The following is a 26490-nucleotide window of genomic DNA, read 5'->3' as shown; positions in this document are numbered from 1 at the left end:
GTCGGCCTGGGACTCAGGTGACGAAGTGGGCCCGCAGGCGCTCGTGGGCCTCCTTCCGTGCCTGTGCTCGGTCCAGTCCCAGTAGGGCCGCTCCCAGTACCGGGGGCGCGGTCACCACGCGGGGGACCGCCTTGGGGGCCCGGGATGCCAGCAGGTCCCGTACGGCGTCGTCGAGCTGGGGGTGACGGGCGGCCAGGACGCCTCCGCCCAGCAGGACCGGGGTCTCCTCCTCCAGCAGGTCGAGCCGGTCCAGGGCCACCGTGGCCATGGTGACCACCTCCTCGGCCAGCCGGTCGACGATGGACCGGGCGATCGGGTCGCCGTCGGCCGCGGTGGCGAACAGCACCGGGGTCAGTTCGTGCTGTCGGACGGGTTCGACGTGTTCCAGGTGCAGGGCCTCGACGAGGGCGTACATGGAGGGGAGGCCGAAGTGGGCGGGGAGGGTGCGCGCCAGCGTCGTGGGGGCGCCGCGGCCGTCCTCCGCGCGGGAGGCGTGCCACAGGGCCTCCTCCGCCAGGCCCCAGCCGCCGCCCCAGTCGCCGGAGATGCGGCCGAGCGCGGGGAAACGGGCGGTGCGGCCGTCGGGGCGCATGCCGACGCAGTTGATGCCCGCGCCGCAGACGACGGCGACCCCGCGTGGCTCGGTGACGCCCGCGCGCAGCACCGCGAACGTGTCGTTGCGGACCTCCGTGCTCGCGCCCCACGCGCGCGCCTGCAGCGCGACCGTCAGCTGCTCCTCCTCCACGGGGAAGTCGGCGTTGGCGAGGCAGGCGGAGACATGGTCGGCCGACTCGACGCCCGCCGCGGCGAACGCCCGCGTCACCGCGTCCGCGACCTTGTCCACCGCCGTCTCCACGCCCACCGCCGGCGGCCGGAACGCCCCGCCGCGGGCCGTGGCGAGGACGGTTCCGTCGGCCGCCACGACCGCGACGTCGGTCTTGCTGTTGCCCGCGTCGACGGCGAGGACGCTTGCGGTCAGGCCCACGCGAGGTGCTCCCGGTTGTGTGCGATCAGCTGGTCGGTGAGGGATTCGGCGTACGCGTACTGGCCGACGAGCGGGTGGGCGAGCAGGGCCCGGAAGACCCGGTCGCGACCGCCGTGCAGGGCGGCTCGCAGGGCCAGGTCCTCGTACGTCGTCACGCTCGCCATCAGGCCCGCGTACAGCGGGTCCACGGACGGCACGGGCAGCGGGGCCGGCCCCTTGGGGCCCACCGCCGCCTGCACCTCGATCACCGCGTCGTCCGGCAGGAAGGGCAGGGTGCCCCGGTTGTACGCGTTCACCACCTGATAGGTGCTGCCGCCCCTGCCGAGCAGGGACGCGGTCAGGTCCACGGCCGCCTCCGAGTAGAAGGCGCCGCCGCGCCTGGCCAGCAGCTCCGGCTTCTCGTCGAGCGCCGGGTCCGCGTACAGGTCCAGCAACTCCCGCTCCATGGCGGCGACTTCCGCCGCCCGGGACGGCTTGGTGCGCAGCTCCCGTACCACCTCGTCGTGCGCGTAGTAGTAGCGCAGGTAGTACGACGGGACCACGCCCAGACGGTCCAGGAGGGGCCGGGGGAGGCGCAGGTCCGCGGCGATGTCCGTGCCGTGGGCGGTGAGGAGCTTGGGCAGGACGTCCTCGCCCTCGGGGCCTCCGAGGCGCACGCCCGTCTCCCAGGTGAGGTGGTTGAGGCCCACGTGGTCGAGGTGGACGTCGGCGGGCGCCACGCCGAGCATGCCCGCGAACTTCCGCTGGAAGCCGATCGCCACGTTGCACAGGCCGACCGCCTTGTGGTCGGCCTGGAGCAGGGCCCGGGTGACGATGCCGACCGGGTTGGTGAAGTCGATGATCCAGGCGTCCGGGTTGGTGCGGCGGACGCGTTCGGCGATGTCCAGGACCACCGGGACCGTGCGCAGCGCCTTGGCGAGGCCGCCCGCGCCGGTCGTCTCCTGGCCGACGCAGCCGCACTCCAGCGGCCAGGTCTCGTCCTGCTGACGCGCGGCCTGGCCGCCGACGCGCAGTTGGAGCAGGACGGCGTCGGCGCCCTCGACGCCCTTGTCCAGGTCGTCGGTCGTGACGATCCGCCCCGGGTGCCCCTGCTTGGCGAAGATGCGCCGGGCCAGCCCGCCGACCAGTTCCAGCCGTTCGGCGGCGGGGTCGACGAGTACCAGTTCCGCTATGGGCAGGGTGTCTCGCAACCGGGCGAAACCGTCGATGAGTTCGGGGGTGTAGGTCGATCCTCCGCCGACCACGGTGAGTTTCACTGAGAGGTGCCTCGCTTCGGGGCGGTGGGGACGGTGTTCATCGGCCGGGGGTCCGGCCCGCCGCGCGGCGGCAATTGAGGGGAGGGGCCCCCGGGGAACTGCTGCATAGCAGGATCAACCCTTTACGCCGGTAAGAGTGACGCCTTCGACGAACGCCTTCTGGGCGAAGAAGAACACGAGGAGCACGGGGGCCAGGACCAGCACGGTCGCGGCCATGGTGAGGTTCCAGTCGGTGTGGTGGGCGCCCTTGAACGACTCCAGGCCGTAGGACAGGGTCCACGCGCCCGGGTTCTCCGAGGCGTAGATCTGCGGGCCGAAGTAGTCGTTCCAGGCGTTGAAGAACTGGAAGAGGGCGATGGCCGCGATGCCGGGCTTCGCCATCGGGAGGATGACCTTCAGCAGGGTCCGCAGGTCACCGCAGCCGTCCACCTTGGCCGCGTCCACGTACTCGTTGGGGATGGTCATCAGGAACTGGCGCAGCAGGAAGATCGAGAACGCGTCGCCGAACGCCAGCGGAATGATCATCGGCCACAGTGTGCCGGACAGGTCCAGCTGCTTGGCCCAGAACAGGTACATCGGGATGACGACCACCTGCGGGGGCAGCATCATCATCGAGATCACCAGCATGAGCGTCAGATTGCGGCCCCGGAAGCGGAACTTGGCCAGCGCGTACGCCACGGGGACCGAGGAGACGACGGTCAGGACCGTGCCCAGTCCGGCGTAGATCAGGGTGTTCTTCCACCAGGTGAGGAAGCCGGGGGTGTCGAAGACCTTGCGGTAGTTCGCCCATTCCCAGGTGTGCGGGATCAGGTCCCGGCTGAGTGCCTGCGAGTCGCTCATCAGCGAGGTCAGGAAGACAAACACGAAGGGCAGGGTGAAGAAGAGCGCGGCCGCGACGCCCAGGGAGTGGACCGCGATCCACTCCAGGAGCGCCTTGCGGCGGGCCGTGCGCTCGGCGGGCGAGGCGGGCGCCCGCACCTCCACGGGACGGTCCAGTACTTGGGTCATGTCAGTCACCTGCCTGGATGAGGCCGCCCCGGCGCCGCATCAACAGCGCGGTGAACGCCATGGACAGGGCGAACAGGACCAGGGCGACGACACAGGCGGAGCCGTAGTCGAAGCGCTGGAAGCCGAGGTTGTAGACGAGTTGGGGGAGGGTGAGCGTGGAGTGCTCGGGGTAGCCGGGCTGGAACATGGTGCCCGCGCCCTGGATCACGCCCGAGGCGACCTTCCCGGCGACCAGTGGCTGGGTGTAGTACTGCATCGCCGCGATGACGCCGGTGACGACGGCGAACATGATGATCGGCGAGATGTTCGGCAGCGTGACGTACCGGAACCGTTGCCACGCCGACGCGCCGTCCAGCTCGGCCGCCTCGTACTGCTCCCTCGGTACGTCGAGCAGCGCGGCCATGAAGATCACCATCAGGTCGCCGACGCCCCACAGGGCGAGCAGGGTGAGCGCCGGCTTGGACCAGGTGGGGTCGTTGAACCAGCCCGGTGCCGGGATGCCGATCTTCTCCAGTATGGAGTTGACCGGCCCCGTGCCGGGGTTGAGGAGGAACGCGAACGCCATGGTCGCGGCCACCGGTGGGGCGAGGTAGGGCAGGTAGAAGAGGGTGCGGAAGACGCCCGTACCCGTCTTGATCTTTGTGATGAGCATGCCGATCCCGAGCCCGAACAGGACACGGAGGGTCACCATGACGACCACCAGCCACAGCGTGTTGCGCAGCGCGGGCCAGAAGAAGGGGTAGTGCTCGAAGACGTACGTCCAGTTCTTCGTCCCGCTCCAGGTCGGCGGCTTGAAGCCGTCGTAGTGCATGAACGAGAAGTACACCGTCGAGAGCATCGGGTACGCGAAGAACACCGTGAACCCGATCAGCCAGGGCGAGAGGAAGGCGAGAGTGCGCAGCGCCTGTTTCCGCTGTTTCGCGACGAGGCCGGGGGGCCGCGTCGCCCGCGAGGTGTGGAGGGCCATGACTACTTCGCCTGCGCGATGTCCGTGTCGATCTGCGCGGCGGCCTTCTTCAGACCGGCCTTGAGGTCGGTCACCTTGCCGCTCTCGTAGTCGTAGCCGAGCTCCTGGATGGTGGTGAGGTAGACGCCGCCGTTGACGGAGGCCGGGGAGGTGGTGGAGTGCGGGTTCGCGGCGATGTCGAGGAAGGTCTTGAAGCGCGGGTCGTACGTCAGCTTCGGGGACTTCAGGGCCGCGAGGGTGGAGGGGACGTTGTGGATGGCGTTGGAGAAGCCGACCACCGCGTCCGTGTCCGTGGTGATGTACTTCAGCAGCTCCCAGGCCGCGTTCTGCTTCTGGCTGGTGGCGGCGATGCCCGCGATGGTGCCGGTGATGTAGCCCTTGCCGTACTGGTCGGCCTGGTCGTCCGGGACGGGCAGCGGGGCGACGCCGATCTCGAAGTCGGGCTTGGCGTCCATGGCCATGCCCAGGCGCCACTCGCCGTCGAGCTGCATGGCGACCTGGCCGGTCTGGAAGGGGTGCTTCGGACCCCACTCGTCACCGAGGCCGGAACGGAACTTCTCCAGCTTCTTGAAGCCGCCGAGGTCGTCGACCAGCTTCTTCTGGAGGGTGAAGGCGTCGGTGACGGCCGGGTCGGTGGCGATCGTCGACTTGCCGCTCTTGTCGAAGTACGTCGGGGAGAACTGGCCCATGTAGTGCTCGGTCGTGGTCTCCCAGCCGTGGTAGTCCGGCATGAAGCCGAGCTGCTTGTACGTGTCGCCCTGAGTGATCGTCAGCTTCTTGGCGTCGGACTCGAACTCGGACCAGGTCTTCGGCGGGGCGGCGATGCCGGCCTTCTTGAACGCGGTCTTGTTGTAGTAGAGGCCGTAGGCGTCGCCCAGCAGCGGGGCGGCGCAGCGGTTGCCGTCGAACTGGGTGTACTCGCCCATCGCCTTCGGGAAGGTGGTCGCCGGGTCGATGTTCGACTTCTTGAAGAGCGGGTTGAGGTCGACCAGCGCGCCCGAGGAGCAGAACTTCCCGACGCCGTTGGTGGTGAACGACGAGATCACGTCGGGCGCCTTGCTGCCGCCCGCGCGCAGTGCCTGGTTGATCTTGTCGTCGGTCATGTTGCCAACGACGTTCACATGAATGTTGGGGTGGGCCTTCTCGAAGCCGGCGATCAGTGCCTTCACGCCCTTCACCTCGTTCGGCGCGCTCCAGGCGTGCCAGAAGGTGATGGTCGTGTCCTTGGAGGCGTCGTCGGAGGCCGAGGACGCGGACTGGCCCGTGCAGGCCGTGGTGAGGAGAGCGAGGGACGCGGTGAGGGCGAAGGCCGCATTTCGGGCGACCGAGGGGATGGTTGTGGGCATGACGGGATCTCCCTAGGGCCAGGGCGAGGTGATGGTGGGTGGTGCGAGGGGGTGACGCGGTTCAGCGCGAGGTGTCGAAGACCTCGTCGCGGGTCGTCGCGAGCGCGCTCTCCAGCGCGCCGCGCAGTACGGGGTGTTCACGGACGTCGCCCACGACGAGCCGGGGCCGGGGTGCGGCCAGCTCCTCCAGTTCGGCCTGGACGAGGGCGCGCAGTGGCTCCCCGCCCGAGGTGAGCGAGGCGCCGCTGAGGACGACGAGTTCGGGGTCGAGGACGGAGACGAGCGAGGCCAGACCGGTGGCGAGGTTCGTCGCGTAGGTCTGCAGCAGACGCCGGTGGAGGTCGTCGTCGGCCGCCGCGGCACGGGTCACGAGAGCGGCGGCGACCTCGGGGTAAGGGCCCGAGGGGATGTCCTGGACGCCGAGTTCACGGGCCAGCCGGGGGATCGCCTGCGAGCCGGCCAGTTCCTGGTAGCCGCCGCTGTTGGCCTTGGCCACCTGGCGGACCAGGGGGGTTCCCGGCACCGGCAGGAAACCGACCTCGCCGGCGCCGCCGGTCCAGCCCCGGTGCAGCCGCCCGCCGAGGACCAGGGCGGCACCGAGGCCGCCCTCGCTCCAGAGCAGTACGAAGTCGCCGTACCCGCGCGCCGCACCGAGCCGCTGCTCGGCGACGGCGACGAGGTTGACGTCGTTCTCGTACTCGACCGGCATCGGCAGCGCCGCGGCCAGTTCGTCGAGCAGCGTGGGGGAGTGCCAGCCGGGGAGGTGGGAGGCGTAGCGCAGCCGGCCGGTGCCCGGGTCGAAGGCGCCGGGGGTGCCGATGACGAGGCGGTGCAGGTCGTCGCGGGCGAGCCCGGCCGCCTTGACCGCGCCGTCGAGGGCGTCGGTGACCTGCTGGACGACGGACTTCGCCGACCGCCTGCCGGGGGTGAGCAGTTCGTGCGTGCCCACCGTCCGGCCGGTGACGTCGGCGACGGCGGCCAGGATGCGCTCCGGGGTGACGTCGAGTCCGGCGGCGTACGCGGCGGCCGGGTTGACCTCGTAGAGCTGGGCGCCGGGGCCCGGGCGGCCCTCGGTGGTGCCGGTCGCCAGGACCAGCCCCGAGGACTCCAGTCGGGCCAGCAGCTGGGAGGCGGTCGGCTTGGACAGGCCGGTGAGCTTGCCGATCCGGGTGCGGGACAGCGGCCCGTGCTCCAGCAGCAGGTCCAGCGCGGCACGGTCGTTCATGGCGCGCAGGACGCGCGGGGTGCCCGGCGTACCGGCGATTCCTGCCATGGGGTCGACACCTGCCTCTCGGCCGTACAGCTTCCCAGTGATCGAGCCGGGAAGTCCATCCGGCGATGACTGTTAGGAAGGTTTCCTATCTGATGGCCTGGACCATAGGCCCGGTGTCGAGGAGTCGTCAAGAGAGAGCCCCCGCGGCAACGGAGTCGTTACCTGCGGGGGCGGCGGCTGTGCGTGAGCGTTACCTGCGGGGGCGTGTCGTACCCCCGGTTTCGGTTCCTCCGGCTACTTCGGTTACTTGGGGGTCGGCCTCGGCTGGACGATCGGGGAAGCCGCCTCCGCCTGCGGAGACGCCGTGTTGGCGTACACCGAGGGGGCCGCCACCGCGGCCGTAGGGTCGGCGGCCGCCTCGTCCTGGGTCGCGACGGCCGCGCCGCCCACGATCGGGATGTCCGCCGCGTCGAAGGCCCGCTTGATGCGCCAGCGCAGCTCGCGCTCGACGGTGAGGGCCTTGCCCGGCATGGTCTTGGCGGAGACGCGCACCACCATCGAGTCGAGCAGGACGCTGTCCAGGCCGAGGACCTCGATCGGGCCCCACAGGAGCTCGTTCCAGGGCTCTTCCTTGCTCATCTTCTCGCTGACCTCGTTGAGGGTCCGCCGCACCTTGTCCAGGTCCTCGTTCGGGCGGACGGTCACATCCACCCCGGCCGTCGCCCAGCCCTGGGACAGGTTGCCGATGCGCTTGACCTCGCCGTTGCGGACGTACCAGATCTCGCCGTTGTCGCCGCGCAGCTTCGTCACCCGCAGGCCGACCTCGATGACCTCGCCGGAGGCGACCCCCGCGTCGATGGTGTCGCCGACGCCGTACTGGTCCTCCAGGATCATGAAGACGCCGGAGAGGAAGTCCGTCACCAGGTTCCGGGCGCCGAAACCGATCGCCACACCGGCCACACCGGCGGACGCCAGCAGCGGGGCGAGGTTGATCTCGAAGGCGCTGAGGATCATCAGCGCCGCGGTCCCCAGGATCAGGAAGCTGGCCACCGAACGCAGCACCGAACCGATCGCCTGGGAACGCTGGCGGCGGCGCTCCACGTTCACCAGCAGGCCGCCGAGCGCGCTGCCGTCGACCGGGTTCACCGCGCGGTTCATCCGGTCTATCAGCTTGGTGATGGCCCGCCGAACCGCGGCGCGCAGCACCGCCGCTATCACCAGGATCAGCAGGACCCTCAGCCCGATCGCCAGCCATGTGGACCAGTTCTGCTGGACCCAGCTGGCGGCGTTCGTCGCGCTCTCCTGGGCGTCCTGGAGAGACGGCACCGCCGGAGCGGTCGGCGTCCCGGAGGGGGTCGGCGACGGACCGGCGGCCAGTAGGACGGCGGACAAGGACACGGCAGCTACCTCCAGTGCGGCGGTCCGCCCCTCCGGTCGCGGTCAGGGTCGTACGTCCTGGTCGTACGTCGTGTTCAAGGTCACGAAAAGGTCACCGGTGGGGCAGACCCACCACACTATCGGGGCATCGTGTGTGGATCGTTGCGATGTTCGGGGGAGAGAACGCGCCCACCTGGGGATGAACAGGTGGGATGAACCGCTCGTGATTCTGGGGATGTACCAGATGTGGTCGAAAACACTCCCAGCCCGTTACCGGGACATGGTGGCGCTTCCACCAGGCATGAGGGGAGACTGACTAACGAATCGTCCCGGCGCGAGCCACGCGCCGCCGGCGTCCAAGGAGGCCATCCGTGCCGCATGTCCTGGTCCTGAACGCGTCGTACGAGCCTCTCGGCGTCGTACCGCTCCGCCGCGCGCTCATTCTCGTTCTCGAGAACAAGGCCGTGTGCCTTGAGGAGTCCGGCGCCTTCATGCACAGCGCGACCGTCACAGTCCCCGCACCCAGCGTGGTCCGGCTCAAGCGATTCGTACGGGTTCCCTACCGGGGGCCCGTTCCTCTCACCCGGCGGGCTCTCTTCGCCCGTGACGGGGGCCGGTGCATGTACTGCGGTGGCGTCGCAACCAGCGTCGACCACGTCATCCCGCGCAGTCGCGGGGGCAAGCACGTCTGGGACAACGTCGTCGCGTCCTGCCGTCGCTGCAACCACGTCAAGGCCGACCGCCATCTCGTCGAGATCGGCTGGCGGCTGCGCCACAAACCCGCCCCGCCCACGGGCCTGGCCTGGCGCATCATCGGGACCGGGCACCGGGACCCGCGCTGGTTGCCCTACTTGCAACCGTACGGCGCCGACGACGCCATGGCCCGGATCGACGGCATCTCCGCCTGACCACGATCCGGGCTTTTGCGTACCCGGCGGCAATCGGCGCCAATCGGCGGCACCCGGTGATCCCCGGTGACCGCCAGGGCCCCATGTCCGTCCATGGCCTGTGGCGTGGGGCCCGCGTGAGGCGGTCCCTCAGGAGCGCCCGGCCTCCGCCCGCGCCCCCCGTACGACGTACAGCGCCCCGCCCAACACGAAGACGACCGCCGCCGCCGTCCACGCTCCGGTCCCGCCGCCCGGCTGCACCGGCCACGCCCACACCGCGCTGGAGCGGCCGTGCGCACCGGCCGACCCCAGGTACACCGCGCTGACATAACCGAAGGCCGGCAGCCAGCTCAGCCGGGCGCCGAGCAGGGCGGCCGCCGCCGCGGTCAGGCCCGTGCTGCCGAGCGTGTTGCGGATCATCGCGGGGGGACCGAACACGGAGGTGTGTCCGAGCACCGCCACGGACAGCAGGGCCGCGGTGAGCGCGGTCAGCGCCAGGAGGTGGACCAGGCGGCGCCGCCACCAGGGGCTGACCGCCGTACGGTCCAGCTCCTCGGACGCCGAGTACAGGCTCGCCCCGATCACCGCGGCGGCGAACAGCGGGGCCAGCGCCACGATCGGCACCCGCCGCTCCGGATCGAGGTAGGCGTCCAGGCCGTCCGCCGCCCAGACGGCGAGGGCGGCGGTGGTGAGGAGCACGACCAGGGCGCGCGGAACGGTACGCGAGCGGGCGTAGAGAAGCGGGCCGTGGAGTGCGGTGCCGGAGCTCGCGCGGGCGCGCGAGGAAAAGTAGGCGTTCACAGGGTCGGCACCCCCTTCGTGTCGCACCGGTCCGTGGTCGCGAAGTACTCCGACAGCCAGGCGCGGCGCTGCTCCTCGCCCATCGCCTCCAGCCGGGCGCGGGCGGCGACCCTGGCGCGGAGCCTCGCGCGGTCGGCCCCACCCCGTTCGGCGAGCTGCTCGTCGAAGACCTTCTCCAGGGGGCTCGCCGCCAGATAGTGCTCCACGGCGTTGTCGACCGGGTCGAGCCGCGGGTCCGGCTTGTCGCACTCACCGCGCCCGTACAACGCCCACCCGGCCGCCCACGCGTACTCCCGCGGATCGGCCAGTTCGCCCCGCACGACCGCCCGGCCGATCGGCGCGAGCATCGGCAGCTCGACCTCGTCCCGGGCCGGCCGGCCCGCCCTGTCCTCGAACCGCACCGGCAGATTGCGTACACCCTCCAGCCGGCCGGTGATCCCGGACAGGGCGTCCGTGATCTGCGGCAGGAGCTTCTCGAAGCGGGCGTTCACGCAGATCTGCGGGGTGGTGGAGGTGTCGCAGACCTGACGGCGGGCGACCGGGCTGGTGTGCCACAGTCCGTCCCCGGTCTGCACCAGCAGCGTGCCCGCGGCGATGGCGGCGGCCAGCGGCAGCAGCGCGACGGCCCGGCGGCGGGCCGCGTACGCCAGCACCGCGGTGCCCGCGAGACCGCCGGCCCACGCCACCATCGCGAGCGGCTGCCACCACACCGGGACCGAGTCGGTCATCGAGTCAGCGACCGGCGACAGCGGCGCGTAGGAGTTGTTGACGCTGCCGTACGTGAGCATGCCGATGGCGACGTACCCGCCCACCGCCAGCAGCGGTGCCGCGAGCCGCCAGGCGACCAGCCGACCCACCACCTGGCCCGCCACGACCGCCGACGCCAGGACGACCGCGTCCGTGACCAGCGCGACCAGGTACGGGCTGTCCCCCGTGGCGTCGAACCAGGTGGCGAGCAGCGCGAGGCCGGCCGCCGCCGCGTACCCCCCGACCACCCACAGCACCAGCGGCAGCCCCGACGCCAGCAGCCGGGCGAGCGGGCCGCGCGCGGCCGACGCCAGCAGCTCCTCGGTACGGCGTCTGCCTTCGCGCCCGCCGTGCCAGCACCCCGCGGCCAGCGCCAGCGGCACCCCGAGCAGTCCCGCGGCCGTGTGCAACCGCTCGCGGGTCTCGGCCCAGCCGCCCTGCCACTGGTCGGCGTCGGCCCCCAACGCGACCGCGACCGTCAACAGGACGGCGGCACCGGCCCACGGGCCGAAACCGCGGACCACCTCGGCGCGCAGAGGATGTGGCGGGCGTGCTGCGATGTCCCGTCTGCCTTCCGTCACCACGGTCATCGGGACGTCCCTTCCAGCGCGGAGGCCTCGACGCCGGACGTGCGGTGGGCGCGCAGTGCCGCCGTGTAGCCGCGCTCGATCGGGTTGTCGCCGACACCGTCGGCCGCCTCGCCGAGCGCGCTCAGCGACTCGGGCGTACCGCGATAGGCGACCCGGCCCGACTCGACGAGGGTGACCTGCGTGCAGGCCGCCGCCACGTCCTCGACCAGGTGCGTCGAGACGATGACGGTGGATGAACCGCCCAGTTCCCGCAGCAACTGCCGGAACTCCACCCGCTGCTCCGGATCGAGCCCCGCGGTCGGTTCGTCGAGCAGCAGTACGTCGGGTTCGTTGACGATGGCCTGCGCGATGCCGACGCGGCGCACCATGCCGCCGGACAGCGTCTTCACCTTGGCGTCGATGCGGTCGGCGAGACCGACGCGGGTGACGGCCCGTTCCACGGCGGCCGGGACCTCGGCGCCGGGCATCTCCTTCAGCCAGGCCACATACGCGACGAACTCCCGCACGGTGAAGCCCGGGTAGTAGCCGAACTCCTGCGGCAGATAACCCAGCCGTCGCCGCACCGCGGCCCGCTTGCGGTGCTCGCGGACGTCGTCCCCGAGCAGCTCCACCCGGCCACCGGTCGGCGTGGCGACCGTGGCGAGGACCCGGATCAGCGAGGTCTTGCCGGCGCCGTTCGGCCCCAGCAGGCCGTGCACGCCGGGACCGAAGTCGAGGTCCACCGAGTCGAGGGCGACGGTTTTGCGGTGCCGGACGTGCAGACCGGTCACTCGTATCGTGCTCAACGGTTCTCCAGGGGTGGGTGGGAGGCGGACACGGTTCGTGCGCTCGTAGCCGTATGGGCCGCGCCGGGCGGGTCGGCCGAGTCGACCGCGCTCAACGCTGTTCCAAGTGGTCGTAGGCGGGCCGCCGGGCGGCCAGCAGGGCGGCGGACAGGACGGCCGCCGCGGCCCAGCCGCCCTGCGCCGGGGCGCCGTCGAGGCAGTACTGGAGCTGCTCGGCCAGCCGGGCCGTCAACCGCCCGCCGGGCGCGGCGAGCACGGGCGCGAGTACGGCGCACAGCCAACCGCCGCCGGTCACGGCCGTCGCCGCCCGGACGCCGACGAAGCCGGCCAGGGCCAGGGAGGCCAGCGTCAGCGCCAGGCCCGGCAGCAGCCAGGCGGCCGCGCCCGGGGCGTTCGCGGACGGCACCAGCAGCCCGGCCAGCGTCAGCAGCGGCACGCTCACCGCCAGCACGGCCGCCGTCCGCGTCAGCACCAGCCGCAACCCGGCGGACGGTGTCGAAGCGGCGATCTCGTGCAGCGGGTCGGCGTGCGCCCCGTAGGACAGGGCCACTCCGGCGACCGGTACGACGGGGGCGACGGCCAGCAGCAGAGGCCGTACGCCGGTGACGTCGGCCCCGTACGCGAGCGCCACGGCACCGCAGGCCACGAGCAGCACGGCGGGCAGCCAGGCCCCGCGCACGGCGGGACCGGCGGCCCAGAGCAGGTGGGCGAGGCGGGGGCCGGGGGAGGGGAGAGCGAGCGGGCGGGCGCGGGGCCGAGGCCGAGTTGGGGTCGGCGACGCAGTGGTCGGCAGGGCGGGTGCGGCTGCCAGGACTGCCTCCCGGATCTCCGCAAGGGCCGCTCCCGCCGCCGTCTCGCGTACGGCACGGGACACCCGGGTGGCGCACCGGCCGCAGGTTTCGAGGTGCTTCTCCAGGGACCAGGCGTCCGGTTCCGGGAGGGAACCGTCGCCGTAGCGGGTGACGAGGTCGTCGGACGCGTGCCAGCCGGTCATGCCGGGTCTCCCATCGGTGACGGGTTCAACTGGGCGAGAGCAGCGCGGAGTTCGGCGCGGGCGCGCATCGCGCGGGACTTCACGGTGCCCTCCGGGATGCCGAGCAGCCGGGCCGTCTCGCGGGTGGTCAGGCCGTCGACGACGGTGGCGCGCAGCACCTCGCGCAGCTCGGGCGAGATCCGGTCGAGGGCGGTGCCCACGTCGCCGTACTCCAGCGCCGCCAGCACCCGGTCCTCCGCGGACGGGACCGACGGCCCGGCGCCCGCCTCGTCCGCCGGCGAGTTCATCGGCGTCGTCGCCAGCCGCGACGCCCGCTCCTGCGCCCGGCGCGCGTCGACCAGGCGGCGGGCGGCGATCGTCCACAGCCAGCCGCCGGCCTCCTCGCCGCGATGCCCGGCCGCCGACCGCCACACGGTCACGAAGGTGTCCTGCAACACCTCCCGCACGACCTCGGGATCCGCACAACGCCGGGTCAGCCGCGCGTGCAGCCATCCCGCGTGCCGGTCGTACAGCGCGGCCATCGCCGCCGAGTCCCCGCCCGCGACCGCCCGCAGCAGCGCCGCGTCGGAGCCCTCCGCGTCCCCCGCGTTTTTCTTCCGGTGGCCCCCCATGGGGCGGAACAGTCTCACACCACGTCTATCGACCCGTTCGGGTCAGCCGGTTCACGGCTCCCTCCCTACGCGGATTTCTCCAGGCCGTCGGACACGCGTGAGCGCCGGCGAGTCGACGTGGGTCGGCCCGCCGGCGCTCATGAGGGGGCCCGGGGTCAGTCCGCCGCGGGGCGCCAGTGGCGGGCGGCGCGGATCGCGGTTCTGGCGGCCAGCAGTCCCACCACCACGGCCAGTACGGCGCATCCGACCATCGCGCCGGCCAGCACGCTCCAGGAGAAACTGCCCTCCTGCACGACGGCGATGAAGAACATCGAATGCCAGGCGCTGACGGCTCCGGTGATGAGTGTGGCGATCAACAGGGGGACGGTCAGGTGCCACAGTGCCACCGATCTGAAGACGCCGTGGCTGCCGGTCAGGACGGTGAGAGGTGCCAGGACGTGCCGCACCCGTACGAACTCCGCGGCCGCGCTCATGATGCCGGCGAGAAGCAGAAGGGCGAGACCCACGGAGCCGAACAGCAGGATCCAGTTGTTCAGCCGGGCCTTGTTGGAGGCGCCGGTCAGCCAGTTCTCCCCGAGGGTTTCGACATTGATCGCCGGCAGCGCCGCGTAGGCCGCACGCTCCACCTCGGCATGCTGCCCCGTGGTCTCGGGGACCACGAGGAGCTGGCCGTAGAGCTTGTCGAGCGGCAGGTCCGAGGGGGCGACCTGGATGCGGAGCTCTGGTCCGTACCACCGGCGGATCTCCTCCAGGCGCCGGTCGCCGCCCTTGGCCGCCTCCGGCGCGGTGGGGCACGTCAGGCCCAGCGACCGCAGGGCGGCGCAGGATCCCTGGAGGAGCGGCGGCGTCGGCTGCTCGGGATTCATGGTCAGGGAGAACAACCCGGCTCCCGTGGGGAGGGAGGCGACGAGGTCCCGGATCGCCTGCGGCGTGATGTCGCGGTTGTAGACGGTGAGGACGCTGTCGCCGACGCGGGCCTCGGAGGCGCGTGCCGCGGCGGCCTTCTCACCCAGTCGGCTGTTCCACACCTGGAGCTGGCAGATCAGGCCGAGTCCGATGACCATGGCGATCGCCAGCCGGACCACGACGCCGGGGTGCGCGACCGTCCAGCGTCCTCCGATCAGCTGGCCCGGACGGCCGTCGCGGAAGCCCCGCGCGGCGAACTTCTCTCCCAGCGCACGGCTGGCCGCGGCGGCCACCGACGGGAGCAACGCCCACATGGCCACCGTGCCGAAGGCGAAGCCGAGGAGGCCGGGTGTCCCCCTGAAGTACTGGCTGACCGCCACGAGGGCGATGCCTGCGCCGCACCCGTACAGCCGCCATCGCGGTATCCGCGAGGTGAAGGACCGAGGCCGCGTGGCGGTGCCGTTGCGTTCGACGCGGTGCAGGAGGACCACCGCACCCAGGCTGATCACGAAGGACACCAGCAGCGCGGTGACCGACATCGGCCAGGCCGTACGCAGGTCGTCGCTGTCCAACAGGTAGCCGGTGGGCGGAATCCTGAGGTCCGTGGCCGACGCCGCGAGCAGCGGGAGGATCGCCAGGGCCGTTCCGGCCGCGATGGGCAGTGCGGCCTCGCCGATGTTGACGACCGCGCGGTGCCGCCAGGTCCCGCCGAGCGCCTGCAGCAGGCCGCTGCGGCGGTCACGGGTGCGGGAGCCCACGCGTGCGGCGACGACCAGCAGGGACAGCGCGGGCAGGCCGGTCAGTACGCCGAGGGCGAGCAGTACCTGGCCGAGCGGGCGTCCGTACAGGTCCTCGCCCATGGGGTAGGCCCGTCCGAACCCCTCCGCGTACTGCCAGGAGTCGCTCTTTCGGAGCTCGCCCGGAGTCTGCGCGGGCCGGACGTAGGCGAAGTGCTCCGAAGGGGAGACGAGGCCGGACTTGCCGATCGTGCCCGCGTAGCGACCGTACCGGCTGGTGATCTGGTCCTGCTTGCCTGCGCGGGCCAGCTCCGGGGAGAGTACGGCCTCGCCAGGGCCCGGCCAGTGGGACAACCCGGGCGGGGGCGGGGCGTCGGCTTTCAGGGGGGAGACGTAGATGACGGAGTGCTGGACCTCGCCGACCGCGTCGAAACTCTCCCGCCACAGGGCGACGGCGTCCTGCCGCCGGTCGGTGAGTATCGGTCCGCGCGCCTGGTCCCGGGTCTCGCGTCCGTCGTAGGTGGCGATCGCGGCGACCGACCCCAGGGCGACCACGGCGACCGCGGCCGCGGCCGCGAACAGGGCCCAGAAGCGCAGCCGGTCGCCCGGGCTGCCGCGCCCGGCCGCGAACCCGATCCGGAGCAGCCGCCCCCACAGCCGCCCGCCCCGCCCCGCCGGTGGGGCGGCGGACCCCGTGCCGGGGGTCCGCTCGGTGACCGTGCTCACGCGTCCACCCCGTCCCGGACGTCCGTCAGCACACCGGATTCCAGCCGCAGTGTCCGCTGGGCCCGTGCGGCGACCGACAGATCATGGGTGACGAGCAGCAGGGCACAGCCCTGCTCCCGGGACACCGCGAACAGAAGGTCGGCCACGGCCTCCCGGGCCTCCGGGTCGAGGGCACCGGTCGGCTCGTCGGCCAGGAGAACGGCGGGGTCCGTGATGAGCGCGCGGGCGACGGCCGCGCGCTGGCGTTCGCCGCCGGAGAGCAGGCCGGTCGGTGTCCCGTCGTGCGGCACTCCCAGTTCGGCGAGCAGTTCCGTCGCGCGCCGGTACGCGGCCCGGTGGTCGCCGCCGCTGAGCAGCAGCGGCAGCGCGACGTTCTCCACGGGGGTGAGTTCGGGCAGCAGCTCACCGAACTGGAACACCATCCCCATGTGTGCGCGGCGCACCTGCGCCAACCGCCCCGAGGACAGCCCCGTCAGTTCCCGCCCGCTGACCCGCACGGTCCCGCTGTCCGGTTCGACCAGGCCGAGGACGCACATGAGGAGCGTCGACTTCCCGGATCCGCTCGGCCCGGTGACCGCAACCGACTCACCGGGCTCCACTCTCAGACCGACACCGTCCAGCAGCACGCGCTCGCCCAGGCGATAGTGGAGGTCCTCCACCTGCAGACCGGCCCACCGAGCCCTCGGCCGGGTGGGACAGTGCGGCGTCCCGGCCTCGTCGTCCTTCTCCCGGTGGGCCCCCATGGGGCGGAACAGTCTCACACCCCCTCTATCGGCAACCTCGGGCCGCGCGGTTCACGCGACGCGCCGCCCCTGCGCGCCCCCGCGCCCTGGCGGACATGCCCGTCAGGGAGCCAGAATGCGTCATGTGCGGTTTGCCCCAGTTCGGGAATACCGCACCGGAAAGGGATGTGAGGAGACGCACGTTGCCCCCTCGGTTACGTCTGCCGTCGCGACCACGGGGTAGGGCTGCGGTATCCGCCAGTCGTACTCGACAAGGAGGCCCCCGTGGCCACATCGGCACCCGTTCTTCTCCCGCCCCTCTCCAAACCCGAGGCGGACCCCTCCGCCCTGTCCGTCCTGTCCGGGGCGGAGTCGTCCGCCGCATCCGATCTGCACTTCTGCGTGTTCAGCGCCGAGGGCGCCTGCGTCGAGGCACCCCTCACCAGCGAACCGCCCCTGCCCGACGCCGAGCCCCTCACCAGCGAGCCGCCGCTCGCCGATGCCGCCCCGCTGACCAGCGAGTCCGATGCCTACGCGGAGGGGTAGATGACCGCACCCCGGCCGGTCGAGCCGCTCACCGAGGACCTGTCCCGGCTCGCCGCGCTGTATGGCGTCGCCACCTCCTACAGCCCCTCCCCGGACCGTACGGTCACGGCCTCGGCCACCGCCGTCACCCGGGCCCTGGCCGCCCTGGGCGTCGACACCGACAGCCCCGAGGCGGTCCGCGCCGCGCGCGCCGCCCGGGAAGAGGAACTGCGCGCACGGCTGCTGCCGCCGACCGTCGTGGGCTGGAGCGGCGCCGCGCCCGAAGCCCTCGACGCTCTTCCGGCCGGCACCCGGCTGCGCATCACCACCGAACAGGGCGAGACCCGCACCGACACCGACGAACTCCCGCCCGGAGTACACCGGTTGACCGTGACCGCCCCCGACGGCCGCACCGCCGACGCCCACCTGATCGTCGCCCCGCCCCGACTGCCCACGCCCCCCGGACGCTCGTACGGCCTGCTCGTGCAGCTCTACTCCCTCCTGTCCCGCCGCTCCTGGGGCATGGGCGACCTCGGCGACCTGGCCGAACTGACCTCCTGGGCGGGCCGCGCGCTCGGTGCCGGATTCGTCCAGGTCAACCCGCTGCACGCGGCCGTGCCCGGCGCTCCCGGCGCTCCCACGGATCCCTCCCCCTACCGTCCCTCCTCGCGCCGCTTCCCGGACCCGGTCCATCTGCGAGTGGCGGACATCCCCGAGTACGCCCATGTCGAGGACCGTGAGCGAGCGCGGGCCCTGCTGGAGCGGGCCGACCGACTGCGCGCCTCGGTACTGGAGGCCGGCGCGCTGATCGACCGGGACGCCGTGTGGGAGCTCAAGCGGGAGGCGCTGGAGCTGGTGCGGGACGTGCCGCTCGGGCCGGGCCGCCTCGCCGCCTACCGCGACTACCTCGCCGAACAGGGCGAGGCCCTGGAGGACCACGCCACCTGGTACGCCCTCGCCGAGGTGCACGGCTGCGACTGGCACCGGTGGCCGGACGGCCTGCGTGACCCGCGCTCGGCCGAAACGGCCCGCGCCCGCGGGGAGTTGCTGGACCGTGTCGACTTCCACCGCCGCCTCGCCTGGCTCACCGACACCCAGCTCACCGCCGCCCAGCGCACTGCCCGTGAGGCGGGCATGACGGTCGGGGTCGTCCATGACCTCGCGGTCGGGGTGCACCCCGGGGGTGCCGACGCCTGGGCGCAGCAGGAGCACTTCGCGGCCGGCATGTCGGTCGGTGCGCCCCCGGACGCCTTCAACGCGCGCGGCCAGGACTGGGGGCTGCCGCCCTGGCGCCCCGACCGTCTGGCCAAGTCCGGCTACGCGCCCTTCCGGCAGCTGCTGCGGGCCTTGTTCCGCTACGCGGGCGCCCTGCGCATCGACCACGTCATGGGCCTGTTCCGGCTGTGGTGGGTCCCGCTGGGCGAGGCGCCCACAGAAGGGACGTACGTCCACTACGACGCCGAGGCCATGCTCGCCGTACTGGTGCTGGAGGCCTCGCGGGCCGGGGCCGTCGTCATCGGCGAGGACCTCGGCACGGTGGAACCCGGGGTGCGCGAGGCGCTGCGCGAACGGGGGGTGCTGGGCACCTCGGTGCTGTGGTTCGAGCGGGACTGGGAGGGCGACGGCCGCCCCCTCCCGCCCGACGGCTGGCGCGCAGACTGCCTCGCCACCGCGACCACCCACGACCTGCCGCCCACCGCGTCCCGCCTCACCGGCGAACACGTCGAACTCCGCGACAGCCTGGGTCTGTTGACCCGCCCCCTGGACGAGGAACGGGCCGAGGCGTCCGCCGACATCGCCGACTGGCTGGCCGAGCTCACCCGCCTGGGCCTCCTCCAGGCCACGACCGGCGGCACGGACCCCTCCTCGGAGGAGGCCGAGATCCAGGCCGTCCACCGCTTCCTGGGGCGCACCCCGGCCCGCATGCTCGGCATCTGGCTCCCGGACGGCGTGGGCGACCGACGACCCCAGAACCTGCCGGGAACGTGGGACCAGTACCCGAACTGGCGCCTGCCGATCGCGGACGCGGAGGGCAGGCCGGTGACGCTGGAGGAGCTGGCGGCGTCACCGAGGCTGCACGCGCTGGTGCGGGCGCTGCGGGAGTCGGTGGAAGGCGGCCCCTCGTGACCGGCCCGCCCGCGGTCCCCTGGCGGGCAGTCGCCCCCCACACGGCCCCAGTTCGGGCAGCCGCTCCACCCGGTCCCCGCCCCCGGCGCACCGGCCTCGCCCGGCCCCCGATCGCTTCGTACGGCACCCCGGGCGAGCACCCCCGACCGGCGTTCGGTACTTTTGGCACCGTGGACAAGAAGAACGCCCTGCGCGCCGGCGCCCTGGCTGCCGGAACGACGCTGATGATGCTGCTCATGTCGTCCCCCGCCCTCGCGGTGACCCGCGACGACGGCGACGACCCCGGCTCGGGCCTGAGCGTCATCGAGACGCTGGGCCTCTTCGTCGTGGCCCCCATCGTGCTGTTCGGGGTCATCGCGGGCCTGGTCCTCGTCCTCGACAAGTCGCACGAGTCGCACCGGGTCACCACCCGCAACATCAAGACCAAGCCCAAGGCCGAGGCCGCGTCGAAGGTCTGACCGAGGCGTCGCGGCCCGAGCCCCGCTCCAGCCGCCCGCACGCTTCCTCCGGGGCGCCGCCCCCGCCCACGTGCCCAGCCGTACGTGGACGAGACCGGCGCCTTCGGCATGTCCCTAGCCTGGTCCGGCTCGACCGGGGCCCAAGCGGCCGGCACCGCCGGCCCCCTCAAGGACTCGCCGCCGTGAGATAGCGCTGCACCGTCGGCCCCAGCCACGCCACGACCTCCTCACGGGCCAGCGCCACGGTCGGCGGGAATCGCAGCACGTAACGCGTCAGCGCCAACCCCAGCAACTGGGTCGCCGCGAGTCCCGCCCGTGCCGGTACCTGCTCGGGGTCGGGGCACACCTGGCGGGCGACCGGCAGCAGTTGGTCCCGGAAGATGCCCTGCATGCGCGCGGACCCGTCCTGATTGGTCACGCCGACCCGCAGCAGCGCGGTGAGCACCTCGTTCTCCTCCCACATGTCCAGGAAGTGGGTCACCAGCACCCGGCCGACGTCCTGCCGGGGCAGCGAACCCAGGTCCGGCAGTTTCAGGTCGACCGCGACCGCCGCCGCGAACAGGCCCTCCTTGTTGCCGAAGTAGCGCATCACCATTGAGGGGTCGATGGCCGCGTCCTTGGCGATGGCGCGGATGGTGGCCCGCTCGTAGCCGTCTGCGGCGAAGCGCTCGCGCGCGGCGGCGAGGATCGCGTTCCGGGTTGTGTCAGAGCGTCTCGTCTGCGGGGGAGAGGTGCTTTCAAGCATGCCAACGAGCGTAGGCCAACATCTGTTGGCCAACAAGTGTTGACACTGACATGGAGCTGTCTTAGCTTTGCCAACAAGTGTTGACCAACAGTTGTTGACCCACAGTCGTTGGCATTCCAGGAGGCCCCCATGGACGGCACCACTGGCACCACCGGCACCACCGGCACCACCGGCACCCCCACCCCCGCCCGCGTGATCGTCGTCGGCTCCGGCCCCACCGGCCTCCTCCTGGCCGGCGACCTCGCCACCGCCGGTATCCCCGTCACCCTCGTCGAGAAGCGCTCCCCCGAGATCAGCAACCTCTCCCGCGCCTTCGTCCTGCACGCCCGCACCCTCGAACAGCTCGACGCCCGCGGTCTCGCCGACCGGCTGGAGGCCGCCGGTCGCACCCTCGACAGCCTTCGCCTCTTCACCCGCCTCGACATCGACCTGCGCTCGCTCCCCTCCCGCTTCAACCACCTGCTCGTCATCCCGCAGTACGAGGTGGAGAAGGTGCTGGAGCGGCGGGCCGTCGAGGCGGGCGTGGAGTTCCGGTACGAGTCCGAGGTGACCGGCGTCGCCCAGGACGCGGACGGCGTCACCGTCGAGGTCGGCGGCCGCGGCGGGAAGGCGGAGAGGTTGCGGGCCGCGTACGTCGTCGGTGCCGACGGCATGCGCAGTGCCGTCCGGAACGCCGTCGGGCTGCCCTTCCCCGGCCGCTCCGTCATCCGGTCCATCGTGCTCGCGGACGTGAAGCTCGCCGAGGAGCCCGAGGTCGTGTTCACGGCCAACGCCGCCCGTGGCGCCTTCGCCTTCCTCGCGCCCTTCGGGGACGGGTACTACCGCGTCTTCGGCTGGCACTACGGCCGCGACGTCGCCGACAGCGAGCCCGTCGACCTCGACGAGATCAAGGAGATCGCCCGGATCGCCTTCGGCCACGACTTCGGGATGCACGACCCTCGCTGGGTGTCCCGCTTCCACAGCGACGAACGCCAGGCGCCCGCCTACCGTGTCGGCCGCGTGTTCCTCGCCGGGGACGCCGCGCATGTCCACAGCCCGGCAGGCGGTCAGGGCATGAACACCGGCCTGCAGGACGCTGCCAACCTCGGCTGGAAGCTCGCCCAGGTCCTCCACGGCCACACGGGTCCGGAGCTCCTTGACACCTACCAGGCCGAAAGGCACCCCGTCGGCAGGTCCGTGCTGCGCAGCAGCGGTGGTCTGGTTCGGCTCGGCATGGCCAGGCGACCCTGGACTTTGGCACTGCGGGCGGCCCTGACCGGCTTCCTTCGGGCCGTCGGTCCGGCCCGCCGCAGGATGGTCGGCCAGATCAGCGGCATCGGCTACACGTATGGAGCGCCCCGGGGTGCCCACCGTCTCACCGGCACCCGCGTCCCGGACGTGGCCCTGGAGAGCGGCCGCCTCTACGAGGCCCTGCGCGGCGGACGGTTCGTCCTGATCACACCGAAGACCTTCGAGTCGTACGAGGGTCAGGGCGCCGCCCGCAAGGACCGGCTCTCGTTGGAGCACTGGGCGAGCGACCGGCGTACGGCCGTGCTGGTGCGCCCCGACGGGTACGTGGCCTGGGCGGCCGACACCGCCGACCCGTCCGTGATCGAGACGGCCCTCGCCACGCACGTCGGCTGAGTCGTCCGCGAGGGGCGAGTGCCCTACTTCTCCGCCGTCTCCGTCGAGAGCAGCAACTCCCGCAACAGGTCGGCCAGTTGGCCGGCCTGTTCGGCGGGTAGGGCGGACAGGGCCTCGGTCTGCTCGGCCAGGCCCGCGCCGACGGCCCGGTCGACCAGCTCCAGCCCCGTATCCGTGAGCGTCACCTTCAGGCCCCGGCGGTCGTGCGGGTCGGGGGAGCGGCGCAGCAGTCCGGCCCGTTCCAGCCTGTCCAGGCGGCCGGTCATCCCGCCGGTGGTGATCATGAGCGTCGCCGACAGCTGGCGGGGCGAGAGGGTGTAGGGCTCGCCGGAGCGGCGCAGGGTGGCCAGCACGTCGAACTCGCCGCGGGCGATGCCGAGGGTGGCGTACGCCTTCTCCACACGGTCGCCCATCGCGCGGGACAGCCGGTAGATCCGGCCGAAGACCTCCATCGCGGTGGTGTCGAGGTCGGGCCGCACGGTCGCCCACTGCTCGATGATCGCGTCGACCGGGTCCTTGCGCTGTGCACTCATACGACGAGTATCCGTCATTCCGCCAGTTCCGGTCACCCGCGAGAAAGTAACTTGACTGTAAGTTGCTTAGCGCTAAGCTACTCACCGTCAAGCTGCCTATGGGAAGGGTTCCGGTCATGAAGCGGCCCACCGCGGTCCTGCTCACCGCCCTCGCCCCCGTCTCCTGGGGCACCACCTACGCCGTCACCACCGAGTTCCTGCCGGCCGACCGCCCTCTGTTCACCGGCCTCATGCGTGCCCTGCCCGCGGGGTTGGTCCTGCTGGCGATCGTCCGGGTGCTGCCGCGCGGTGTCTGGTGGGGCAAGGCGGCGGTGCTGGGGGCGTTGAACATCGGCGCCTTCTTCCCGCTGCTGTTCCTGTCGGCGTACCGGATGCCGGGCGGTATGGCGGCGGTCGTCGGGTCAGTCGGCCCCCTGTTCGTCGTGGGCCTGTCGGCGCTGCTGCTGGGACAGCGGCCGACCGCCCGCAGCGTGCTCACCGGGTTCGTCGCCGCCTTGGGGGTGAGCCTGGTCGTGCTGAAGGCGGCCGGCGCGCTCGACCCCGTCGGGGTGCTGGCCGCCCTCGCCTCGACCGCCTCGATGTCGGCCGGCACCGTACTGACCAAGCGGTGGGGGCGCCCGGACGGTGTGGGCCCGCTGGCGCTCACCGCCTGGCAGCTCACCGCGGGCGGTCTGCTCATCGCCCCGCTCGCCCTCATCGTCGAGGGCGCGCCGCCCGCGCTGGACGGCCGGGCGGTGGGCGGCTACCTCTACCTGGCGCTGGCGAACACGGCGGTCGCGTACTGGCTCTGGTTCCGCGGCATCGGCCGGCTCACCGCCACCCAGGTCACCTTCCTCGGCCCGCTCTCGCCGCTGACCGCCGCGGTGGTCGGCTGGGCGGCGCTCGGGCAGGCGCTCACCCCGGTGCAACTGGCGGGAATGGCGCTGGCCTTCGGGGCGACGGTGGCGGGGCAGCTCGGGGCGTTGGGGCCGCGCACACCCACTCGATCGTTCGGTATCGCCGAAAGGAACGCGCGGAGGGATGCGCGAAGGAACGAGCGAAGGGACGAGCGAAGGGACGCGCGAAAGGACTCGATGGACCTGGCGGGCCCTGCGCCGCGCCCGTAGGGCCTGTCCGACGCGGCGAAAGGCGAATGGGGGCGCCCGGTTCGGCACCGGGCGCCCCCATCGGCGTACTACCTGCTACAGCCTGCTACTACCGCGTCACTCGGCCGTCGCCGCGTCCGCCGCCTGCGCCTTCAGCGCGCGTTCCACGCCGGCGCGGGACTCGGAGATCAGCCGCCGCAGGGCCGCGCTGGGCTCCGCGGAGGCCAGCCACTCGTCCGTCGCGCGCAGCGTCTCCGGCGAGACCTGGAGCGACGGGTAGAGGCCGACCGCGATCTGCTGGGCGATCTCGTGCGAGCGGTTGTCCCAGATGTCCTTCACCACGGTGAAGTACTTCTCCGTGTACGGGGCGAGCAGCTCACGCTGGTCGGTCTGGACGAAGCCGCCGATGACCGCCTCCTGCACGGCGTTCGGCAGCTTGTCGGACTCGACGACCGACGCCCACGCCTCCGCCTTGGCCTCCTCGGTCGGACGGGCGGCCCGGGCGGTGGCCGCGTGCCGCTCACCGGCGGCGGTCTTGTCGCGCTCGTACTCGCCGGTGATCTCCGCCTCGTCGTAACGGCCCACCGCGGCCAGACGCTGTACGAACGCCCAGCGCAGCTCGGTGTCGACGGCCAGGCCCTCGATCGTCTGCGTGCCCTCCAACAGGGCGTCCAGCAGATCGAGCTGCTCCGGCGTCCGCGCGGTCGCGGCGAACGCGCGCGCCCACGCCAGCTGGTGGTCGCTGCCCGGCGCCGCCGCACGCAGGTGCGCCAGCGTGGCGTCCGTCCAGCGGGTCAGCAGGGCCTCACGGGCGCTCGGGTCGGCGTACAGCTCGATCGCCAGCTTCACCTGACGGTGCAGCGTCTGCACGACGCCGATGTCGGACTCCTTGCCGATGCCGGACAGCACCAGGGACAGGTAGTCACGGGTCGGGAGCTCGGCGTCCCGGGTCATGTCCCACGCCGACGCCCAGCACAGCGCACGCGGAAGGGACGACTCGAAGTCGCCGAGGTGCTCGGTGACGAAGGCGAGGGACCGCTCGTCGAGGCGGACCTTCGCGTACGACAGGTCGTCGTCGTTGAGCAGCACCACGGCCGTCCGGCGCTTGCCCACCAGCTGCGGTACGGCGGTCAGTTCGCCGTCCACGTCCAGCTCGACACGCTCGTCCCGCACCAGCTTGCCGCTGTCATCGTCGAGTTCGTACAGACCGACCGCGATCCGGTGCGGACGCAGCGTGGGCTCACCCTTCGCGCCCGCCGGCAGCGCCGGGGCCTCCTGGCGGATCGCGAAGGACGTGATGACGCCGTGCGCGTCCGTCTCGATCTCCGGACGCAGGACGTTGATGCCGGCGGTCTCCAGCCACGCCTTCGACCAGGCCTTCAGATCACGCCCGGAGGTCTTCTCCAGGGCGCCCAGCAGGTCGGACAGGCGCGTGTTGCCGTACGCGTGCGCCTTGAAGTACGCCTGCACGCCCGCGAAGAACTCGTCCACGCCGACATACGCGACGAGCTGCTTCAGTACGGAGGCGCCCTTGGCGTACGTGATGCCGTCGAAGTTGACGAGCACGTCGTCGAGGTCGTTGATCTCGGCCATGATCGGGTGCGTGGACGGCAGTTGGTCCTGGCGGTACGCCCACGTCTTCATGGAGTTGGCGAAGGTGGTCCAGGAGTGCGGCCAGCGGCTCCCCGGCGCGTGCGCCTGGCAGGCGATGGAGGTGTAGGTGGCGAACGACTCGTTCAGCCACAGGTCGTTCCACCACTCCATGGTGACCAGGTCGCCGAACCACATGTGCGCCAGCTCGTGCAGGATCGTCTCGGCGCGCACCTCGTAGGCGGCGTCGGTCACCTTGGACCGGAAGACGTACTGGTCGCGGATGGTGACCGCGCCCGCGTTCTCCATCGCGCCCGCGTTGAACTCCGGCACGAACAGCTGGTCGTACTTCTTGAACGGGTACTGGTAGTCGAACTTCTCCTGGAACCAGTCGAAGCCCTGCCGGGTCACCTCGAAGATGGCGTCCGAGTCGAGGTGCTCGGCGAGCGAGGGGCGGCAGTAGATGCCGAGCGGCACCGACTGGCCGTCCTTCTCGTACACGCTGTGCACCGAGTGGTACGGGCCGACGATCAGCGCGGTGATGTACGACGAGATCCGCGGCGTCGGCTCGAACTCCCAGACGCTGTCCTTCGGTTCGGGCGTCGGCGAGTTGGAGATGACCGTCCAGCCCTCGGGCGCCTTCACGGTGAACTGGAAGGTGGCCTTGAGGTCGGGCTGCTCGAAGCTCGCGAAGACGCGGCGGGCGTCCGGCACCTCGAACTGGGTGTACAGATAGGCCTGGTTGTCGACGGGGTCGACGAACCGGTGCAGTCCCTCGCCGGTGTTGGTGTACGCGCAGTCGGCGACCACCCGCAGGATGTTGCGGCCCTCCAGCAGACCGGGCAGCGCGATCCGGGAGTCCGCGAAGACCTCGGCGGGGTCGAGCGGGTCGCCGTTGAGAGCGACCTCGTGGACGGTCGGGGCGACCAGGTCGATGAAGGACTCCGCGCCGGGTTCGGCGACATCGAAGCGCACCGTGGTCACGGACCGGTAGGTACCTCCCCCGCCCTGCGCACCGGAGAGGTCGAGATCGATCTCGTACGAGTCAACGGTGAGCAGCTTCGCCCGCTGCTGCGCCTCTTCGCGGGTCAGGTTTGTGCCAGGCACGCGGTCATCTCCTCGTTATGGGACGGTTCGGTCATCCTT

Annotated in this window: 23 protein-coding genes; 6 read left to right on the top strand and 17 right to left on the bottom strand. The window is 71.9% G+C overall.

The features are described from left to right. Nucleotides 1-13: 13 nt before the first annotated feature. From ABZ027_RS23075 to ABZ027_RS23045, 7 genes are all read right to left on the bottom strand, one after another. Complete coding sequence (locus tag ABZ027_RS23075) at nt 14-985, bottom strand: BadF/BadG/BcrA/BcrD ATPase family protein (RefSeq protein WP_356771221.1); 972 nt, start codon at nt 983-985, stop codon at nt 14-16. Continuing rightward, on the bottom strand, nt 976-2241 hold the full coding sequence (locus ABZ027_RS23070; RefSeq protein ID WP_356771219.1) for a 6-phospho-beta-glucosidase: 1266 nt from the start codon (nt 2239-2241) through the stop codon (nt 976-978). Before ABZ027_RS23070 ends, ABZ027_RS23075 begins: the two co-directional genes overlap by 10 nt. A gap of 114 nt (nt 2242-2355) precedes the next feature. Beyond that, entirely contained in the window at nt 2356-3249 is an 894-nt protein-coding gene (locus tag ABZ027_RS23065; RefSeq protein WP_356771217.1) for a carbohydrate ABC transporter permease, read from the bottom strand. Between the two features lies 1 nt (nt 3250). Further along, a complete protein-coding gene (locus ABZ027_RS23060) occupies nt 3251-4216 on the bottom strand; it encodes a sugar ABC transporter permease (protein WP_356771215.1) in 966 nt (321 codons plus the stop codon). 2 nt (nt 4217-4218) lie between these two features. After that, nucleotides 4219-5562 (bottom strand): ABC transporter substrate-binding protein, encoded by a 1344-nt coding sequence (locus tag ABZ027_RS23055; protein WP_356771213.1) that lies wholly within the window; start codon nt 5560-5562, stop codon nt 4219-4221. Between the two features lie 61 nt (nt 5563-5623). Then, complete coding sequence (locus ABZ027_RS23050) at nt 5624-6835, bottom strand: ROK family transcriptional regulator (RefSeq protein ID WP_356771211.1); 1212 nt, start codon at nt 6833-6835, stop codon at nt 5624-5626. Between the two features lie 243 nt (nt 6836-7078). After that, entirely contained in the window at nt 7079-8173 is a 1095-nt protein-coding gene (locus ABZ027_RS23045; RefSeq protein ID WP_356771209.1) for a mechanosensitive ion channel family protein, read from the bottom strand. A 350-nt stretch (nt 8174-8523) separates the two neighbouring features. Here ABZ027_RS23045 and ABZ027_RS23040 point away from each other — a divergent pair, with 350 nt between their 5' ends. Next, nucleotides 8524-9060, top strand: a complete 537-nt coding sequence (locus ABZ027_RS23040) for an HNH endonuclease (RefSeq protein WP_356771207.1) — start codon at nt 8524-8526, stop codon at nt 9058-9060. A gap of 129 nt (nt 9061-9189) precedes the next feature. Here the strand turns inward: ABZ027_RS23040 and ABZ027_RS23035 are convergent, their stop codons facing one another. The 7 genes from ABZ027_RS23035 to ABZ027_RS23005 form a co-directional block, all read right to left on the bottom strand. After that, nucleotides 9190-9840: a hypothetical protein gene (locus ABZ027_RS23035; protein ID WP_356771205.1), complete on the bottom strand. Its 651-nt coding sequence runs from the start codon at nt 9838-9840 to the stop codon at nt 9190-9192. Continuing rightward, nucleotides 9837-11177 carry a hypothetical protein gene (locus ABZ027_RS23030; protein WP_356771203.1) on the bottom strand — a complete coding sequence of 447 codons (1341 nt, stop codon included), beginning with the start codon at nt 11175-11177 and terminating at the stop codon, nt 9837-9839. The genes ABZ027_RS23035 and ABZ027_RS23030 overlap by 4 nt, the downstream gene beginning before the upstream one ends. Next, nucleotides 11174-11962 (bottom strand): ABC transporter ATP-binding protein, encoded by a 789-nt coding sequence (locus ABZ027_RS23025; protein WP_356771201.1) that lies wholly within the window; start codon nt 11960-11962, stop codon nt 11174-11176. Before ABZ027_RS23025 ends, ABZ027_RS23030 begins: the two co-directional genes overlap by 4 nt. Before the next feature lie 91 nt (nt 11963-12053). Beyond that, nucleotides 12054-12956, bottom strand: coding sequence for a zf-HC2 domain-containing protein (locus ABZ027_RS23020; RefSeq protein WP_356771199.1), 903 nt, complete (start codon nt 12954-12956; stop codon nt 12054-12056). Next, nucleotides 12953-13567: an RNA polymerase sigma factor gene (locus ABZ027_RS23015; RefSeq protein ID WP_356771198.1), complete on the bottom strand. Its 615-nt coding sequence runs from the start codon at nt 13565-13567 to the stop codon at nt 12953-12955. The genes ABZ027_RS23020 and ABZ027_RS23015 overlap by 4 nt, the downstream gene beginning before the upstream one ends. 155 nt (nt 13568-13722) lie before the next feature. Beyond that, nucleotides 13723-15936 carry a permease gene (locus tag ABZ027_RS23010; RefSeq protein ID WP_356771196.1) on the bottom strand — a complete coding sequence of 738 codons (2214 nt, stop codon included), beginning with the start codon at nt 15934-15936 and terminating at the stop codon, nt 13723-13725. Beyond that, complete coding sequence (locus ABZ027_RS23005) at nt 15933-16697, bottom strand: ABC transporter ATP-binding protein (RefSeq protein WP_356771194.1); 765 nt, start codon at nt 16695-16697, stop codon at nt 15933-15935. Before ABZ027_RS23005 ends, ABZ027_RS23010 begins: the two co-directional genes overlap by 4 nt. Before the next feature lie 309 nt (nt 16698-17006). On the opposite strand from ABZ027_RS23005, the gene ABZ027_RS23000 reads away from it, so the two are divergent. From ABZ027_RS23000 to ABZ027_RS22990, 3 genes are all read left to right on the top strand, one after another. Next, on the top strand, nt 17007-17204 hold the full coding sequence (locus tag ABZ027_RS23000) for a hypothetical protein (RefSeq protein ID WP_356771261.1): 198 nt from the start codon (nt 17007-17009) through the stop codon (nt 17202-17204). After that, nucleotides 17205-19310 (top strand): 4-alpha-glucanotransferase, encoded by a 2106-nt coding sequence (malQ, locus tag ABZ027_RS22995; protein WP_356771192.1) that lies wholly within the window; start codon nt 17205-17207, stop codon nt 19308-19310. A 170-nt stretch (nt 19311-19480) separates the two neighbouring features. Then, entirely contained in the window at nt 19481-19768 is a 288-nt protein-coding gene (locus ABZ027_RS22990; RefSeq protein WP_356771191.1) for a hypothetical protein, read from the top strand. Nucleotides 19769-19934: 166 nt separating this feature from the next. Here ABZ027_RS22990 and ABZ027_RS22985 read toward each other — a convergent pair whose 3' ends face one another. Then, nucleotides 19935-20513, bottom strand: coding sequence for a TetR family transcriptional regulator (locus tag ABZ027_RS22985; protein ID WP_356771189.1), 579 nt, complete (start codon nt 20511-20513; stop codon nt 19935-19937). A gap of 129 nt (nt 20514-20642) precedes the next feature. Here ABZ027_RS22985 and ABZ027_RS22980 point away from each other — a divergent pair, with 129 nt between their 5' ends. After that, complete coding sequence (locus ABZ027_RS22980) at nt 20643-22136, top strand: FAD-dependent monooxygenase (RefSeq protein WP_356771187.1); 1494 nt, start codon at nt 20643-20645, stop codon at nt 22134-22136. Nucleotides 22137-22159: 23 nt separating this feature from the next. Here ABZ027_RS22980 and ABZ027_RS22975 read toward each other — a convergent pair whose 3' ends face one another. Beyond that, complete coding sequence (locus tag ABZ027_RS22975; RefSeq protein WP_356771185.1) at nt 22160-22669, bottom strand: MarR family transcriptional regulator; 510 nt, start codon at nt 22667-22669, stop codon at nt 22160-22162. A 116-nt stretch (nt 22670-22785) separates the two neighbouring features. Between ABZ027_RS22975 and ABZ027_RS22970 the strand changes: the two genes are divergently transcribed. Next, the gene (locus ABZ027_RS22970) at nt 22786-23775 is read left to right on the top strand and encodes an EamA family transporter (RefSeq protein WP_356771183.1); all 990 of its coding nucleotides are present in this window, start codon (nt 22786-22788) and stop codon (nt 23773-23775) included. Nucleotides 23776-23871: 96 nt separating this feature from the next. On the opposite strand, the gene pepN is transcribed toward ABZ027_RS22970, so the two are convergent. Beyond that, nucleotides 23872-26451, bottom strand: a complete 2580-nt coding sequence (pepN, locus tag ABZ027_RS22965) for an aminopeptidase N (protein WP_356771181.1) — start codon at nt 26449-26451, stop codon at nt 23872-23874. Nucleotides 26452-26490 lie beyond the last annotated feature (39 nt).

The sequence above is a fragment of the Streptomyces sp. NPDC006332 genome (assembly GCF_040612855.1).
In the GTDB taxonomy this organism is placed as follows: domain Bacteria; phylum Actinomycetota; class Actinomycetes; order Streptomycetales; family Streptomycetaceae; genus Streptomyces.
The sequence above is the reverse complement of the archived record's forward strand: the minus strand, read 5'-3'. Positions and strand labels throughout refer to the sequence as shown.